This is a genomic window from Enterococcus sp. 6D12_DIV0197 (assembly GCF_002174385.1).
GTDB classification, from domain to species: Bacteria; Bacillota; Bacilli; order Lactobacillales; family Enterococcaceae; genus Enterococcus_D; species Enterococcus_D casseliflavus.
The window spans coordinates 3,537,587-3,554,187 of the sequence record NZ_NIBN01000001.1 but is presented as its reverse complement, the minus strand read 5'-3'; the positions used below and the strand labels follow the sequence as shown (position 1 = coordinate 3,554,187).

Here is a 16,601-nt window from a genome sequence, read left to right as displayed (position 1 = left end):
GTCAAAGATAGTAAGTTCGCCGAGAATTGTGTAGAATAAAGAGGGTGATGAGAATGGATGAATTAATGGCACTTTTTGCGACACAGCCGACAACGACCATCGCACGTGCCTTATTAGGAATGTATTTGGAACATGAGACCCCAGAAGGAACAGTAGGTGGGTATATCGTGGATTGTGAAGCGTATCTAGGTCCCGATGATCTGGCGGCTCATAGTGTGGGCATGCGAAACACACCAAGAGTTCGGGCGATGTATCAGGAACCAGGTACGATTTATTTATATACGATGCATACGCATCGAATCGTCAACTTTATTACGCAGCCAAAAGGCATCCCGCAAGGAATCATGATTCGCGGGCTAGAACCGGTGGATGGGATCGCCTTGATGGAACAACAACGACAAAAAACAGGACCGGATGTAGCCAACGGCCCCGGGAAACTGGTACAGGCACTGCAGATCCCCGCTGAGCTTTATGGAGAATCGATTTTTACAAGCCCGCTGCATTTGGTTCCTGAGCGCCGACGTACCCCAAAAGAAATTTTGGCATTGCCTCGGATCGGTATCCCAAATAAAGGGGAATGGACCCAGATGCCGCTTCGTTTTGCGGTGGCTGGCAATCCGTATTTGACAAATATACGAAAAACCGCTGTTCAGCAAGACCATGGATGGTGTTAAGAAAGAAGGAATAGTGATGGCGAAAGAAACGATATTGACTTACTTAGATCAGCGATTAACGAAAAAAATCACCGACTATGATGTGGCGATCGATTGGGATGCCAAAAATCATACGATCGAATTGGTGCTGCGCTTGTTTGCTGAAAATCCTCACCACGTGCAGATCGACGATGCACAAGGTGTGGCATCAGAAGAAGCGATCATTGAATTTGAAGATGGGATTTTGCTGTATGATCCACAAAAATCAACGTTTGATGAAGAAGATTATTTAGCGACGATCCCTTATGCAGGGAAAAAAGGGATCCAAAAAGCCTTGTTAGACGGATTGGTTGATTACATTCAAGAAATTTTAGAAGAAGGCCAAAGCGACCTGCTTGATTTCTTGAACGATGACAGTGAAGAAGCGATCTTTGAATTGCGATTCAACGAAGAAGAATTTGTGGAGAAAATGACGAACTATCAAGCGGGAGCTGGGGAAACCATGATCCCGTACCCTAGTTACTAAGGAGAACGAACATGAAATGGAATGAAGTAACCGTAGCGACAGCTAGCGAAGCAGTGGAAGCAGTCGCCAATATTTTAATGGAACACGGAGCAAGTGGGGTAGCGATCGAGGACGTTTTAGATATCGAAAATTTTAAAAGCGATGCGTATGGCGAAATTTTGGATAAAGAAACCTATACGACCTTAGAAGAAGGCGCCCAAGTCAGTGCCTATTTCCCAGAGACGATCTTTTTACCAGAAGTGCTGCCGACGATCAAAGCAGCCATCGACCGTCTGCCAGAATATGGTTTGGCGATCGGCAAAAACACCATCACAACGAGCGAGGTCGTGGAAGAAGCATGGGCGACGGCCTGGAAAAAATATTACCATCCAGTCCGTATCTCCCGCTATCTGACGATCGTGCCGAGCTGGGAAAACTATCAACCGCTGCAAGAAGATGAAAAGATCATCACCCTTGATCCGGGGATGGCTTTTGGAACCGGCACGCATCCTACGACACGCTTGACATTACAAGCCCTAGAAGTCTACTTGCGAGGCGGTGAAACCGTCTTAGATGTCGGGACGGGCTCAGGCGTGTTGAGTATCGCCAGTAAATATTTAGGTGCCAAAGACGTGTTCGCTTATGATCTAGATGAAGTCGCTGTGAGGTCCGCCCAAGAAAATATGGCGATGAACCCCATTGCTCACGATGTGACCGTGCAGGCCAATGATCTCTTGCAAGGAGTGACGGTCCCTGCTGATCTTATCGTTGCCAATATTTTAGCGGACATCATTTTATTGATGATCCCTGATGCGTGGCGTCTATTGAAGCAAGAAGGGACCTTGATCGTTTCTGGGATCATTGAGACGAAAAAACAATTAGTGATCGATGCCATGATCGCACAAGGCTTTGAGATCGATCAGTTGTTCAATCAAAAAGACTGGTATGCGATCGCCTTTAAAAAACCAGAGGTAGAGTAAGATGCAGCGATATTTTTTACAGGAGCCTTATGAAGCAAAAGCGGTGTTTGCCGTTTCAGGTGAACCCTTCCACCATATGATCCGAGTGATGCGCATGACTCCCGGGGCAAAAGTCGGTTTAGTCTTTGAGGATCATTTGGCGATCATCGCCAAGATCAAAGAAGCCGATGAAGAAACGGTGTACTTAGAGGAAGTCGAAAAAGAACAGCAGGACAAGGAATTGCCGCTGCAGGTCACGATCGCTAGCGGCTACCCGAAAGGCGACAAGCTGGACTTGATCGTTCAAAAAGGAACGGAGCTGGGGGCGGCAGCCTTTATCGGTTTTCCTGCGCAAACTTCGGTCGTGAAATGGGATCAAAAGAAATTACAGAAAAAGCAGCAACGGCTGCAAAAAATCGCTCAAGAAGCGGCGGAGCAGTCCCAACGGCAGATCGCGCCAGCCATCACGCTGCTGGATAACGCCAAAGCATTTTGGCAAAGCCTCAGTCAGTATGATGCGGTCCTAGTGGCTTATGAAGAATCAGCCAAGCAAGGAGAAGCGGCGATGCTGCTGCAAGTGATCACCGCATTGCCTGTTGGCAGCAAAGTTTTAGCGATCTTTGGTCCAGAAGGCGGTCTGACCCCCTCCGAAATCGAAGAAGCCCAGCAAAACAACGCCAAATTATGCGGGTTAGGCCCTCGAATTTTACGAACAGAAACAGCACCGTTTTATTTTTTAAGTGCTGTCAGTGTGCTAACGGAATTAAAGAGGATGTGAGTTGATGAATAAGAACCAAGAAGCAATCAGTGTCCGTTTGTTGACGGCCGATCTGACCGACTGGGTCTTGAAGGATTTTATCAATCAATATAAGACGACCTTAAAGGAAGTCGTCGTTTTGCCTAGTGCCATTCGGCGAGCGAAAATCTTGGCACAAGGCTCTTCCCTACAAATCGGCGCAGTGATCGATTACCCCCTTGCCCAAGGAACACTGGCAAAGGTGGCGTTTGAAATTGGTCGGGCGTTTATGGAAGGCGCCGATTTTTTGGAAGTCTGGCTGCCAGCTTCTTCCTTCATGGAAAATGATCGTGGCTTTGCGGAGCTGACTGAAACGATCCGCTCCTTGACCTTGACAGGAGGAGAGATCCGCTTAGCTGTGCAAACCGAGATCATGAATGAATTGACGAAGATCCAAGTAGCACAACGCTTGAAAGAAGAAGCTTGGCCAAAGATCGTGTTAGGGCAAAAACAACCACTAGCAGAAGCATTGCATGACGTGAGCTTGTTTTCCTTAGATGGTGGTAGTCAACTGTCGATCCAGATCAATCCTGACACAGTAGATGAACAAGCGCTGCAATCACTACAGGCTGCTGGCGCTGAGAAAATCGGGCTTTCGTATCATGTTTTTGAAGAATTGCTTAAGGACCAGCCGTCGCCCGATGTGCTTTGAACAACAGCGATTGAAAAATAGCTGAAAAATTTGTATAATAATACTACTAAAATAAGAACTGCAGGTTAGACAGGAGTCCCATGCTTAGAACGTTTGTCCGCAAGGCTTTGGGTGCGTGACGAAACGTTAACAGCGACTTCTGTCTGCCTTTTTGATAGCACAAAAAAGAAAAGCAGGAGGCGGAATGAATGGCAAAAGAAGTTATATTGACCGGGCCCAATGTCATCAAATTGGTCGCTCATTATATGAGTGAAGAGCATGTTGCCTTTGTCCAAAAAGCATTAGATTACGCGACAGAAGCCCACAAAGAACAATTCCGTAAATCCGGCGAGCCTTACATTATTCATCCAATCCAAGTTGCGGGGATCTTGGCAGAATTGCAGATGGATCCTCATACCGTTGCAACTGGTTTTTTGCATGATGTCGTCGAAGATACCGATGTGACGTTAGCCGATCTGAAAGAAGAATTCGGTGCCGATGTAGCGATGCTAGTGGATGGCGTGACCAAGCTGGGTAAGATCAAGTACAAATCTCACGAAGAACAATTAGCAGAAAATCATCGAAAAATGTTGATCGCCATGGCGCAAGATTTACGGGTCATCATGGTCAAACTGGCTGACCGTTTACATAATATGCGTACGTTGAAACATCTGCGGGAAGACAAACAACGCCGCATCGCCCAAGAAACGATGGAAATCTATGCCCCATTGGCTCATCGTTTAGGGATCAGCCGCATCAAATGGGAATTAGAAGATATTTCTTTGCGTTATTTGAATCCACAGCAATATTACCGAATCGTGCATTTGATGCAGACAAAGCGAGAAGAACGGGAATCTTACGTTTCTGAAACCGTAGAAGAGATTCGAATCGCCACCGAGGAACTAGATATCTATGCTGAGATCTATGGCCGACCAAAGCATATTTACTCGATCTATCGCAAGATGAAAGACCAAAAGAAACAGTTCAATGAAATCTATGATTTGTTGGCGATCCGAGTGATCGTTGACTCCATCAAAGATTGTTATGCGGTTTTGGGAACGATCCATACAAAATGGAAACCAATGCCTGGACGGTTCAAGGATTATATCGCGATGCCAAAAGCCAACATGTACCAATCGCTGCATACGACGGTCATTGGTCCCAAAGGCAATCCTGTCGAGATCCAAATTCGGACCCATGAAATGCATGAGATCGCTGAATTTGGGGTTGCTGCGCACTGGGCCTATAAAGAAGGCAAGACCGAAAAAGTCAGAGCCGACAAGATGACCCAACAAGTTGGCTGGTTCCGAGAAATCTTGGAACTACAAGATGAAAGCTATGATGCTTCTGAATTTATGGAAGGTGTCAAAGGCGATATTTTCAGCGACAAAGTCTATGTATTTACGCCAAAAGGTGATGTGACGGAGTTGCCTCAAGGCTCCAGTCCCCTGGATTTTGCCTATAGCATCCATACCGACATCGGTAACAAAACCACCGGCGCCAAGGTCAACGGCAAGATGGTCCAATTGGACTACAAGCTAAAAAATGGGGACATTATCGAGATCTTGACCTCACCAAATTCCTTTGGTCCAAGCCGCGACTGGGTCAAACTAGTGGCTACCAGCAAAGCGAAGAACAAAATCAAACGATTTTTTAAAGCCCAAGATCGTGATGAAAACATCATCAAAGGGCATGAGGCAGTGGTTCGTACCTTACAAGATATGGGCTTTGTGCCGAAAGAATTTTTGACGAAAAGCAAAATGGCGGAAGCTTGCGAACGGTTCAACTACCAAACAGAAGATGATCTATTTGCCTCTGTCGGCTATGGGGAAGTTAGTCCCACGACTTTAGCCAACCGTTTGACCGAAGAAGAACGGCGCGAGAAACAAATCGAGAAGCAAAAGCAGCAAGTCCAAGAGATGATCAATCAACCGACGAAAAAAGAACCAGAAAAAATGAAGGTTCGTCACGAAGGCGGCATTGTCATTGAAGGGGTCGATAACTTGTTGATCCGTATCTCCCGCTGCTGCAATCCGGTCCCTGGAGATTCGATCGTCGGCTACATTACCAAAGGCCGAGGAATCTCGATCCACCGTAGCGATTGTCCCAATGTTCAAAACAAAGACGCCGCGAACCGTTTGATCGATGTTGAGTGGGAAGATGCCACCGACATCAACAAAGAATACGATGCCGATCTTGAGATCTACGGCTATGATCGTTCTGGGTTGCTCAATGATGTCTTACAGACAGTCAACACTGTCACGAAGCGCTTAGTGAGTGTCGAAGCCAAAACCAACAAAGACAAAATGGCAACGATCCGCATCACGGTGGCGATTCAGAATTTGACTCATTTGAAATCGATCGTTGATAAGATCAAGCAGATTCCAGATGTTTACAGCGTCAGACGTACGAAGGGATGAGAAAGAATGCGGGCAGTGATTCAGCGAGTCAGTCAAGCAAGTGTGTCGATTGAGGAGACTATCGTCGGTGCGATCCAACAAGGGTTTATGGTTTTATTGGGGATCACCCATGAGGATACAGGCGACGATGTGGCTTATCTCATAAGAAAAATCAAAAATCTGCGGGTTTTTGAAGACGAAGAAGGTAAAATGAATCGGTCACTGGAAAGTATAAATGGCGCCGTCTTGAGTATTTCACAGTTCACCCTCTATGGGGAGACCAAGAAAGGCAATCGCCCCAGCTTCATTCAAGCGGCACCGCCAAGTATTGCGATCCCGCTTTACGAAGCTTTTAATGAAGGCTTAAAAGCAGAAGGGATCACTGTTGCTACTGGAAAATTTGGTGCAGATATGCAAGTCGCCTTGGTCAATGATGGCCCGGTGACGATCGTGATCGATACGAAAGAAAAATAAGTGATACAAAACGAAGGATTTTCTCGCTGGGAAAGAGTGAGAGAATTCCTTCGTTTTTTTATACGCTCGAAAGCGCCAAGCATTTTTGATGGAATCCAAGTAAAATTTAAGTTGAAATCGGGAAATCTTACAAAACTGTTAGCAAAAACACCATTCTTTTATTTGTTATTTAACATCTTTTTCTTGTTCTTTTATAAGGGTTTTTAAATGGAAATATCGTTTGTACTCGTTTTTTAATATTTAAAATTCGAAAAACGTCCCTTTATTGCGATTGTTCTTGAGGGAGAAGTATGGAATAATTGTTAAAAAATAATGTCACTGGAGGAAAAAACAATGAACTTTTGGCAGCGTGCATTAAAGAGTATCACCAGAAGAAAAGGGAAATCATTTATTTTATTTTTAGTTCTATTTATTCTAGGCAATGTGATCGCTGGTGCTGTTGCAATTCAACAATCCACTGCCAACGTGGAGCGAGAGACGAAACGCAAAATGGGGAACGTAGCTACGGTGGAAATGGATTGGGAAGGTTTTGAAAAAGATCATGCGGATGCTTCGGACGAAGAGCGGTCTCAAGAGGATTTTTATCCGAAACCACCAGCGCTGGATGTTTATAAGCAAATCGGTCAGTTAAGCTATGTCAAACAATATGACTATCAAATGATGGGCAGTTTAGAAACGAAAGAACTGAAAGCGTATGTACCAGAAGATGGTTCAATACAGATGGGCGGTCAATATTTCACATTGAAAGGCGGCAATTTGACACAGCCAATAGATATGCAAGAAGGGTTGATTCGTCTCGATGAAGGCGAAGGCCTAACGGAAAAAGATTTAAATGAACTGACGAATGCGGTATTGATCAGTAAAGAAGTTGCTGAACTGAATAACTTGAGCGTTGGTGATCAGTTGGTTTGGGATATCCGGACAGATACCATGATGGGCGGTGGAAGCGAGATCGTGGATGACGAAGAAAACGATGGCACAGAAGAAACTAGTGATGACAGCAACAGTGCCAGCTTTGATTATCCTGTGACGATCGCTGGGATTTTTTCGGTAGTTAAAAAAGATCAGAGCAATCAAAATGATTCATCGGATCAAAGTGGTAGTCAAAACTCCGATACGATATGGCAAGTGATGGATCAAATCAATACGTTTTATGCTAGTAATAATCTAGTCCTCGATTACACTAAGATTCAAGCAGAGAAGGTTTGGGGTGAAACAATCGATGAAGATGCAGATAACTTTTATCAACCGATCTTTGTCCTAAATTCAACGGATGACGTCGAAGCCTTTAAACAAGAAGCCGGTGCGTTATTGCCCCAATACTACCGCGTCGTTGCCAATACGGATCAATACGAGCAGATCGCCGGTGGTTTTACTCGTTTAGGAGTGATCGCAAATTACATCGTGATCATTGCATCGATCGCTACCATCTTTATCATTTCCTTAGTGGTCTTGCTTTTCTTACGAGATCGGAAACAAGAATTAGGCATCTATCTTTCCTTGGGGGAAAGTCGGGGGAAAGTCATTGGTCAGATCGTGATTGAAGTCTTGCTGGTTAGTTTAGCCGCATTGCTATTGTCCTTAGTGACCGGGAACTTATTAGGTGGTGCCGTTTCAAATACCTTGATGCAAAACGATTGGATGAGCAATCAAAATGAGATGGGCGGTGTTTATTATGGCAGTATGATGGCAGCTAATATTGATTACATGGATATCAAAAATGCTTATCAAGTATCCTTCTCAGCCGGCTACATCATCACGTATCTGCTGTTAGGTCTAGGAACTGTCTTACTCTCAGCGATTTTACCGCTATTGTATATTTTACGCTTGAATCCAAAGAAAATCATGATGTAGGAGGAACCAACGATGACTTTATTAGAAACGAAAGCAGTCGATTACTATTACCAAGACGGCGATCAGCGCCGCTATATACTGAAAGAGACCTCTGTTTCTTTTGAAAAAGGGACTTTCTATGCCATCTTAGGACAATCTGGTTCGGGAAAAACGACGTTTTTATCCTTGATCAGTGCGTTGGATAGTCCGAAAAGCGGTCAAGTACTTTATGAAGGCACCGATATCGAAAAAATCGGGCATGAGAATTATCGCCGCGACGACATCAGTATCATTTTCCAAAGCTATAATCTGATTCCCTATTTGAGTGCAGTCGAAAATGTCTTAGTGCCGATGGCGATTACGAAAAATCAGCTGCCAGACAATCAACGAGAAGTGGCGTACAATTTGCTGGATTATATAGGCATCACTAAAGAAAAAGCCGATCGTCTCGTCAATCAATTATCTGGTGGGGAACAACAACGGGTAGCGATCGCCCGGGCGTTAGCCACCAATGTCGATATCATTTTAGCAGACGAACCAACCGGGAATTTGGATGAAGAAATGGAACAAGAAATCATCGATATCTTTAAAGAGCTGGCACACGTCCACAACAAATGTGTGATCGTCGTGACCCACGCCAACGAGATCGCTCAACAAGCGGATGAAGTATTGTATTTACGTAAAGGTGTGTTGAGCAAACATGAGTGATTTTTTATCAAATTTTAGCCCGGACAACTATGATGGCAAAAAGAAACCCACGCCCGATCACGAGAAAAAACCCAGCGAACCTGTCGGAGATCAAAACGCAAGTAGCGCGGAGCAAGCGGGCAAACCAGCAGAGCCGACGACGGTTCACCAATCAGAAGAGTCGACCGCTAGTGAGCCACTGAGTCGTTCGGCAGCCCGTCAACAAACACAGACGACTGAAGCAAAAGCGGCGAGTTCTTCGACGGAGAAGGTAGCATCAAAGGAACCAGTCAGCCGGTTTGGGAAAGAAGAAACGGAATTTGATCCGACCTACAAAAAGCGTAAGCAGAAAAAAATCTTGCTAATTGCCCTACTGACCGCCTTGGCGGTTGCCGTGATTGGGATCGTCTACTATCAAATGACCCATGTGAAGGTGCCAGATTTCACTGCCCAAGATCTGTCAGAAGCGCGGACGTGGGGCATGGAAGAAGGCGTCGCTATCAAAGTAGAGCAAGAATATGATTTTGACAAAGACGTCAACCAAGTGATTGACCAAAGTGTTGACCCTGACAAAAAGATCAAGAAGGGTGCCACATTGACACTGACGGCGAGTCTCGGGCCTGATCCTGAAGAACGCTTAGAGCTGCCAGATTTTTCAGCGATGCAAGTGACCGAAGCAAAAGAATGGATCGCCAGCAATAAAGCCGAGAACCTCTCTTTGATCGAACAATTTGACGACAATGTAGCAGCAGAAGCCTTTATTAAACAAGAGGCGGCCAACAAAGAGCTTGATTTGGCGGAATACAAACGCAAAGACCGTTTGAGTGTCTATTATTCAAAAGGGAAAGAAGTCTTTGAAAAAAATATTGAAGTACCTGATTTTACGGGCAAAGCCAAGAGTGAAGCTTCTGAATGGGCGAAAAAGAATGACTTGAAATACAAAGAAGAAACCGTCTTTTCTGACAGTGTCGCCCTGGATCTGGTGGTTTCACAAGAACCAGTCAAAGGCAGCAAACTCGCGAAAAAAGATGAATTTGTGGTGAAGGTCTCAAAAGGCCAAGCATTGACCGTTCCAGATTTTTCACAATACACGATCGAAGAAGCCCAAGGACTAGAATCGAAAATCCCGCTGCAAGTCAGCACAGTCTATTCCGATCAAGTGGCGTATGGTAGTTTCTTGAGCCAGTCGGAAGAAGCAGGCAAAGAATACAGCGAAAGCGATACTTTGCCAACCGTCAAAGTCGTCTACTCATTAGGCCGACCATATTTAAAAGACATCCGTTTCCAAGCAACGGAAGGCGACTTGCCAAAACTATTCTTTGATGAATACAAATCAAAAGGCGCCAATGTCTATTATGAAATCTACTATGTCGATTCGGCGGAACCAAAAGGAACCGTTGTTGAAATGAGCCGCTACGGCGAGTTTATTCCCCTAGAAACGTGGATCACCATCGGGATCAGCCGCGGCAATCTGCAAGGCAGTACCCAAACGCCTCCAGTAGAGGATGGGGGCGACGATGTCGATGAACCGATCAGTACCGCTGGTTCAAACGCTACCGAATAATCCTTACTAAGTGCTTTTTCAAACCGCATCAAAAAAGCAAGCATCCTTCTTTTTGGAAGGGTGCTTTTTACTTACTAATTGTAAAAAAAACACAAGCGAGCCGCTTGAAATCGCTGGGTCGATAAAGTAAACTTGATGGTAACGATAAAAAATGGCTCCGCAGTGCCATCTATAGAAGGGACGAAACAAATGATAAAAAAATTACTCGCGAATGTTGGCAGCTATAAGAAGGACAGCTTGCTGACCCCTGTGTATGTAGCAGGAGAGGTTGCCTTAGATGTCATTATGCCCCTGATCATGGCCATGATGATCGACCAAGGGATCGAAAAAGGAGACGCCGGTGTGATTCTAAGAGATGGCGGCTTGCTTTTTTTATGTTCCTTGATCGCATTACTTTTAGGAACGCTTGGCGGACGAACGGCAGCGATCGCTTCGGCTGGTTTTGCCCGCAACCTGCGGCACAATCTGTTTCGCCGAATCCAAGATTTTTCCTTTTCAAACATTGACCGCTTTTCTTCCTCCAGTTTGATCACCCGCTTGACCACTGACGTGACCAACGTCCAAAATGCTTACCAAATGATTATTCGTATTCTGGTCCGTAGTCCGTTAGTTCTGATTTTTTCACTTGCAATGGTTAGCACCATCAGTCCAGAACTTATGACGATCTATCTGGTTGTTTTACCGATCTTAGCGATTGGTCTGGCTTTAGTTATACGTTTTGCCCACCCGCTGTTTCTAAAAGTATTCCGCATTTATGACCGCCTGAATAATGTGGTGCAAGAAAATTTACAAGGGGTTCGCGTCGTGAAATCGTATGTCCGGGAAGAACAGCAAGAAGAACTGTTTGGCGAAGTGTCCACCGATGTTTATCGGAATTTCACGCTTGCGCAACGAATCGTCTCTTTCAACATGCCATTGATGCAATTTTCTGTCTATACGTGTATGCTGCTCCTGTCATGGTTTGGTGCCCAGCTGATCGTGGAACAAAGCAGCCTGACCACTGGTGAGTTAGTCAGCATGTTCAACTACACGATGCAGATTTTGATGAGCTTGATGATGATGTCGATGGCTTTCGTGCAGATTTTGATCGCACGAACGTCGGCAGAACGGGTCGTAGAAGTATTAGATGAAGAAAGTGACTTGAAAAATCCCGCCGATCCAGTCAAAGAGATCAAAGACGGCTCCATCGTTTTTGAGAATGTCGGCTTTAGTTACGCCAATGACAAAAACAAGCTGGCGCTGACGGATGCAAATCTGCGTATCGAATCCGGGGAAGTCATTGGAGTCATTGGCGGGACCGGGAGCGGAAAATCCACCCTCGTCCAGCTGATCCCGCGCTTATATGATGTGATTGAAGGGCGTGTCATCGTCGGCGGTCATGATGTTCGCGACTATGATTTAGAAGCATTGCGGGACCAAGTAAGTATGGTCTTGCAAAACAATGCCCTTTTCAGCGGCACCATCAACGACAATTTACGTTGGGGCAATGAAGAAGCGTCGGATGAAGAGATCCAGCGCGTGGCAACGATCGCACAAGCCGATCCCTTCATTCAAGAATTTCCGGATAAATATGAAACGCAGATCTCACAAGGAGGAAACAATGTTTCTGGTGGACAAAAACAACGGTTGACGATTGCTCGTGCCTTGTTGAAGAAACCGAAAATCTTGATCCTCGATGATTCTACCAGTGCCGTCGATACCAAAACCGACCGCAGTATTCGTGAAGGCTTGAAACGAGAAATCCCTGGAACGACGACGATCATTATTTCCCAACGGATCAATTCGATCGAAGACGCCGATCGGATCATCGTAATGGATGATGGCAAAATCAACGGCATCGGTACCCATGAAGAATTATTGGCAAACAATGCCATCTATCAAGAAGTGTACCATTCGCAGCAGAAAGGATTTGGTGAAGGTGAAGAATAGACAAGCAGCAAATCCCAAGCGCACATTGAAACGCTTATTGCGGACGATGTTTGGCGACTACAAAGGACAACTTCTATTCGTCGTTGTTATGATCTTATTAAGTGCCTTTGCCAACGTTCGCGGTTCGTTGTTTTTACAAGTCGTGATCGACGATCATATCACACCGCTTTTAGGGCAAGCCAATCCTGATTTTGGCGGTTTGTTTCGGGCGATCGTTCAAATGGCGATCATCTACCTGATTGGGATCTTGGCCGCACTGATCTATAACTTTATGATGGTCAAGATCAGTGAGGGGACGCAGAAAAAAATCCGTGACCAAATGTTTACGCATATGCAGTCTCTACCCGTCGGTTACTTTGATGCCCGCTCAGATGGCGACATCATGAGTCACTTTACCAACGATACGGATACGTTGCGCCAAATGATCTCCCAAAGTATTCCAAACTTGATGATGGCGGCGGTAACCTTTTGTTCTGTCTTTATCGCCATGTTCTCCATCAGTGTCCCATTGACTTTGTTCGTGATGCTGTCGATTATTTTGATGCTGAATGTGATCCGCATCATTTCTCGCCGCAGCGGCCGCTTCTTTGGCGCACAGCAACGAGATTTAGGCGCTGTCAACGGGTATATCGAAGAAATGATGCACGGGCAAAAAGTCGTCAAGATCTTCAATCATGAAAAAATCGTCATGGAAGAATTTGATGCCTTAAATGACCAACTACAAGAAAGTGCCACTAAAGCCAATGTCAATGCCAATACCTTGATGCCGATCATGATGAACTTACTGAATGTCCAATATGTCTTGATCGCCATCATTGGGGGCCTGTTTGCCATCAATGGTGTTTCTGGCCTAACGGTCGGGATGATCGCTTCTTTCTTGCAGCTGAGCCGTTCATTAAATGGTCCTATCAGCCAGGTGTCACAACAAATCAACTTTGTGATCATGGCGTTAGCTGGTGCCGAGCGGATCTTCCATCTATTAGATGAAACGCCAGAAATCGATCATGGCTACGTCACACTGGTCAATGCCAAATGGTCGCAAGGTCAGCTAGTTGAAACCAAAGAACGAACAGGCACGTGGGCGTGGAAACATCCCCACGAGGATGGGACCATTACCTATACGGAAGTGACGGGAGACGTGCGATTTGAAGATGTTGATTTCGGCTATGTCGATAATCAACTGGTCTTACATGATATCAATCTGTATGCAGAGCCTGGGCAAAAAGTTGCTTTTGTTGGTGCCACAGGTGCTGGTAAGACAACGATCACCAATTTGATCAATCGGTTCTACAACATCCAAGACGGGAAGATTCGTTATGATGGCATCAATATTGAAAAAATCCATCTTGAATCCCTGCGCCGCTCCTTAGGGATCGTGTTGCAAGACACCCATTTGTTTACTGGAACGATTCGCGAGAATATTCGCTTCGGAAAACTGGATGCTAGTGATGAAGAAGTGCTGGCAGCTGCGAAATTAGCCAATGCCGACATGTTTATCAACCACTTGCCAGAAAAATACGACACCGTAATCACGGGCGATGGCGAAGGGCTTTCCCAAGGGCAACGTCAGCTGTTGGCAATTGCGCGGGCAGCGATCGCTGATCCGCCAGTGATGATCTTAGACGAAGCCACCTCAAGCATCGATACCCGTACAGAGCGGATCGTCCAATCAGGGATGGACCGTTTGATGTCTGGACGGACCGTGTTTGTGATTGCCCATCGATTGTCTACGATCCAAAACTCAGATGCCATCATGGTGATGGATCATGGCCGTATCATTGAGCGGGGGACTCATGAAACGCTATTGGCGGAAAAAGGCACCTATTATCAGCTCTATACTGGAAAAATCGAATTGGATTGATCCTGCCATGGCTACGGCTTGAAGCTGCAGCGACTGGCGATCTACCTATTTTTCCCTTGTTTGCAACGTCCGATTGGCAGTAAGCCAGTCGGTTTTTTTGCGCAGCTCGAAAAAATGGTATACTGTCACTGAGACAGCCGCACAACGGCGGCAGCACGTCAGCAGTTGTGCTGCGAAAAATGGATTCCATGAGGTGAAAACATGAAACTAGCATTGGCAAAGATCGTTTTAGATGATGAGTGGTATGAAGTGGTCCAATCGGAAAAAGGGCTAGTTTATTTTGGTCGGCAGCAGGATCATCATGAATTACTCAAGTTCTTTCCATTGGCTGAAATCAGTAGTACAGCTGACCTTGATCCAGTAATTGAAGCGCAGCTGCAAGCTTATTTTGCAGGGGAACCAGTGACATTTACTTTTGCGTTTGATTTTGTCGGGACACCGTTTCAACAAACCGTTTGGCATGCACTGACCCAAATTCCTTATGGACAAACCACTACGTATAGTGACTTGGCGCTGCGCATTCAACGACCGACTGCTGTCCGCGCTGTCGCAAATGCAGTGGGGCGTAACCCGATGATGATCGTGGTTCCTTGTCATCGTGTGTTAGGAAAAAACGGTCGCTTGACTGGGTACAGGGGCGGGTTAGCAACCAAACGCCGACTACTGCAACTGGAAGGGATTCCGTTTAAAGAGTAAGGGAAGCAAACTATTTATAGTAAAAAATACTAAAAAGCAATTTCATTTCCTTTTTTCTCTGGTATAATAAAATTGATTCCGGTTACAAGAAGGGGTGGAGGAAATGAACATCGTTGATTTGCAAAATGGTTCTGATATTCGAGGAATTGCGATCGCAACAGAAAAAGAGCAGGTGATACTGACAGAGCAAGCGGTTCGGCAAGTTGCTTCGGGCTTGCGCAACTGGTTGGCAACAAAGGGCAGCGGTCCTTTTCGCGTGGCAGTCGGTCGTGACAGTCGCTTGAGTGGCGAAGCACTGCAAGAAGTGTTGATGGCACAGCTGCAGCAAGAAGGCGTGGCAGTGATCGATTGCGGCTTGGCAACGACACCTGCCATGTTTATGAGTACACAGTTTGCGGATTTCGACTGTGATGCTGGTGTGATGCTGACAGCGAGTCATTTGCCTTATTACTTTAATGGAATAAAATTTTCAGCCGCCAAGGCGGTGCCGAAAAAACGGATATCCACTATATTTTGACCCACACTACCGTTCATGAGGCAGCGGAAAAAGGAAGCTATCAGCAAAAAGACTTGCTGACGCCTTATGCCCAAGATCTACTGCAAAAAATTCGCCAAGGGATAGGAACCAATGAGGAAAAACCTTTGGCTGGATTAAAGATCATTGTTGATGCAGGCAATGGCGCCGGCGGCTTTTTTGCTGAAAAAGTATTGCTGCCGCTAGGGGCAGATACGAATGGCTCGCAATTTTTAGAACCGGATGGGCATTTTCCCAATCATATCCCAAATCCAGACAATAAAGAGGCAATGGCAAGTATCCGTGAAGCCGTCTTGCGGGAACAAGCTGATTTAGGCATTATTTTCGATACCGATGTCGACCGCTCGGCCGTCGTGACCAAAAGCGGTGAGCCCTTGAACCGCAACAATATGATCGCTGTATTAAGCAAGATCATCTTAGCGGAACACCCTGGCACGCGTATCGTCACCAATTCGCCAACCTCTAATCATTTAAAAACCTTTATCGAAGCACTGGGAGGGCAGCAAGTACGCTATATTTCTGGCTACCGCAATGTGATCAACAAAGCGATCGAATTGAATGAAGCAGGACTGGACACACAGTTAGCCATCGAAACCAGCGGGCATGCCGCGTTTAAAGAAAATTTCTTTTTAGATGACGGGGCGTACGTGATCGCCAAGCTCTTGATGATGCTGCCACAATTGCAACAGCAAGGCACGACACTGGATGAGCTGATCGCGGCGTTGCAACAACCCGACGAGACCCAAGAATTGCGCTTTGCGATCCAACAAGCCGACTATCAAGACTATGGTCGCCAAGTGATCGCGGATTTAGCCGATCATTTGGTTCCAGGCTGGCAGATCGATCCAGAAAATGAGGAAGGCATTCGCATCAACTTGACAGCGCCCTATGGCCAAGGCTGGTTCTTGCTGCGAATGAGTCTGCACGAACCACTGCTGGTGCTGCAGATCGAAAATGATGAAGCGGGTCATCTACCGGCAGTCGTTCAAGCGATCGGTCGCTTCCTATCGCAGTATGAAGCCATCGATCAAAGCAAACTGACACAGTTTTTAGCACAGCAACCAAAAATTTGAAGAAAA

Annotated in this window: 13 protein-coding genes and 1 pseudogene; all 14 read left to right on the top strand. The window is 45.8% G+C overall.

What is annotated here, in order from left to right; genetic code table 11:
- The first annotated feature begins 53 nt into the window (after nt 1–53).
- Nucleotides 54–674, top strand: coding sequence for a DNA-3-methyladenine glycosylase (locus A5867_RS16700; protein ID WP_010749036.1), 621 nt, complete (start codon nt 54–56; stop codon nt 672–674).
- A 16-nt stretch (nt 675–690) separates the two neighbouring features.
- On the top strand, nt 691–1,179 hold the full coding sequence (locus A5867_RS16695; RefSeq protein WP_005227763.1) for a DUF3013 family protein: 489 nt from the start codon (nt 691–693) through the stop codon (nt 1,177–1,179).
- Between the two features lie 11 nt (nt 1,180–1,190).
- Nucleotides 1,191–2,138 (top strand): 50S ribosomal protein L11 methyltransferase, encoded by a 948-nt coding sequence (prmA, locus tag A5867_RS16690; protein WP_010749037.1) that lies wholly within the window; start codon nt 1,191–1,193, stop codon nt 2,136–2,138.
- A 1-nt stretch (nt 2,139) separates the two neighbouring features.
- Nucleotides 2,140–2,895, top strand: coding sequence for a 16S rRNA (uracil(1498)-N(3))-methyltransferase (locus A5867_RS16685; RefSeq protein ID WP_015510470.1), 756 nt, complete (start codon nt 2,140–2,142; stop codon nt 2,893–2,895).
- Between the two features lie 4 nt (nt 2,896–2,899).
- Nucleotides 2,900–3,565 (top strand): hypothetical protein, encoded by a 666-nt coding sequence (locus A5867_RS16680; protein ID WP_005227769.1) that lies wholly within the window; start codon nt 2,900–2,902, stop codon nt 3,563–3,565.
- A 188-nt stretch (nt 3,566–3,753) separates the two neighbouring features.
- Nucleotides 3,754–5,964: a bifunctional (p)ppGpp synthetase/guanosine-3',5'-bis(diphosphate) 3'-pyrophosphohydrolase gene (locus tag A5867_RS16675; protein WP_005227770.1), complete on the top strand. Its 2,211-nt coding sequence runs from the start codon at nt 3,754–3,756 to the stop codon at nt 5,962–5,964.
- A 6-nt stretch (nt 5,965–5,970) separates the two neighbouring features.
- Nucleotides 5,971–6,417: a D-aminoacyl-tRNA deacylase gene (gene dtd / locus A5867_RS16670; protein ID WP_016609972.1), complete on the top strand. Its 447-nt coding sequence runs from the start codon at nt 5,971–5,973 to the stop codon at nt 6,415–6,417.
- A gap of 312 nt (nt 6,418–6,729) precedes the next feature.
- Complete coding sequence (locus tag A5867_RS16665) at nt 6,730–8,271, top strand: ABC transporter permease (RefSeq protein ID WP_016609975.1); 1,542 nt, start codon at nt 6,730–6,732, stop codon at nt 8,269–8,271.
- 12 nt (nt 8,272–8,283) lie between these two features.
- Nucleotides 8,284–8,958 carry an ABC transporter ATP-binding protein gene (locus A5867_RS16660; protein WP_005227776.1) on the top strand — a complete coding sequence of 225 codons (675 nt, stop codon included), beginning with the start codon at nt 8,284–8,286 and terminating at the stop codon, nt 8,956–8,958.
- The gene (locus A5867_RS16655) at nt 8,951–10,501 is read left to right on the top strand and encodes a PASTA domain-containing protein (protein WP_087628072.1); all 1,551 of its coding nucleotides are present in this window, start codon (nt 8,951–8,953) and stop codon (nt 10,499–10,501) included. Before A5867_RS16660 ends, A5867_RS16655 begins: the two co-directional genes overlap by 8 nt.
- A 189-nt stretch (nt 10,502–10,690) precedes the next feature.
- Complete coding sequence (locus A5867_RS16650; RefSeq protein WP_087628071.1) at nt 10,691–12,430, top strand: ABC transporter ATP-binding protein; 1,740 nt, start codon at nt 10,691–10,693, stop codon at nt 12,428–12,430.
- Entirely contained in the window at nt 12,420–14,291 is a 1,872-nt protein-coding gene (locus A5867_RS16645) for an ABC transporter ATP-binding protein (protein WP_034857595.1), read from the top strand. The genes A5867_RS16650 and A5867_RS16645 overlap by 11 nt, the downstream gene beginning before the upstream one ends.
- Before the next feature lie 201 nt (nt 14,292–14,492).
- On the top strand, nt 14,493–14,987 hold the full coding sequence (locus A5867_RS16640) for a methylated-DNA--[protein]-cysteine S-methyltransferase (RefSeq protein ID WP_016609979.1): 495 nt from the start codon (nt 14,493–14,495) through the stop codon (nt 14,985–14,987).
- A gap of 103 nt (nt 14,988–15,090) precedes the next feature.
- Nucleotides 15,091–16,595 (top strand): annotated as a pseudogene (locus A5867_RS16635) (phosphomannomutase/phosphoglucomutase).
- Nucleotides 16,596–16,601 lie beyond the last annotated feature (6 nt).

Bases quoted from the DNA above. Each gene is read 5' to 3' on its own strand.
- A5867_RS16700 (WP_010749036.1), top strand. From the start codon at position 54: ATGGATGAATTAATGGCACTTTTTGCGACACAGCCGACAACGACCATC.
- A5867_RS16695 (WP_005227763.1), top strand. From the start codon at position 691: ATGGCGAAAGAAACGATATTGACTTACTTAGATCAGCGATTAACGAAA.
- prmA (WP_010749037.1), top strand. From the start codon at position 1,191: ATGAAATGGAATGAAGTAACCGTAGCGACAGCTAGCGAAGCAGTGGAA.
- A5867_RS16685 (WP_015510470.1), top strand. From the start codon at position 2,140: ATGCAGCGATATTTTTTACAGGAGCCTTATGAAGCAAAAGCGGTGTTT.
- A5867_RS16680 (WP_005227769.1), top strand. From the start codon at position 2,900: ATGAATAAGAACCAAGAAGCAATCAGTGTCCGTTTGTTGACGGCCGAT.
- A5867_RS16675 (WP_005227770.1), top strand. From the start codon at position 3,754: ATGGCAAAAGAAGTTATATTGACCGGGCCCAATGTCATCAAATTGGTC.
- dtd (WP_016609972.1), top strand. From the start codon at position 5,971: ATGCGGGCAGTGATTCAGCGAGTCAGTCAAGCAAGTGTGTCGATTGAG.
- A5867_RS16665 (WP_016609975.1), top strand. From the start codon at position 6,730: ATGTCACTGGAGGAAAAAACAATGAACTTTTGGCAGCGTGCATTAAAG.
- A5867_RS16660 (WP_005227776.1), top strand. From the start codon at position 8,284: ATGACTTTATTAGAAACGAAAGCAGTCGATTACTATTACCAAGACGGC.
- A5867_RS16655 (WP_087628072.1), top strand. From the start codon at position 8,951: ATGAGTGATTTTTTATCAAATTTTAGCCCGGACAACTATGATGGCAAA.
- A5867_RS16650 (WP_087628071.1), top strand. From the start codon at position 10,691: ATGATAAAAAAATTACTCGCGAATGTTGGCAGCTATAAGAAGGACAGC.
- A5867_RS16640 (WP_016609979.1), top strand. From the start codon at position 14,493: ATGAAACTAGCATTGGCAAAGATCGTTTTAGATGATGAGTGGTATGAA.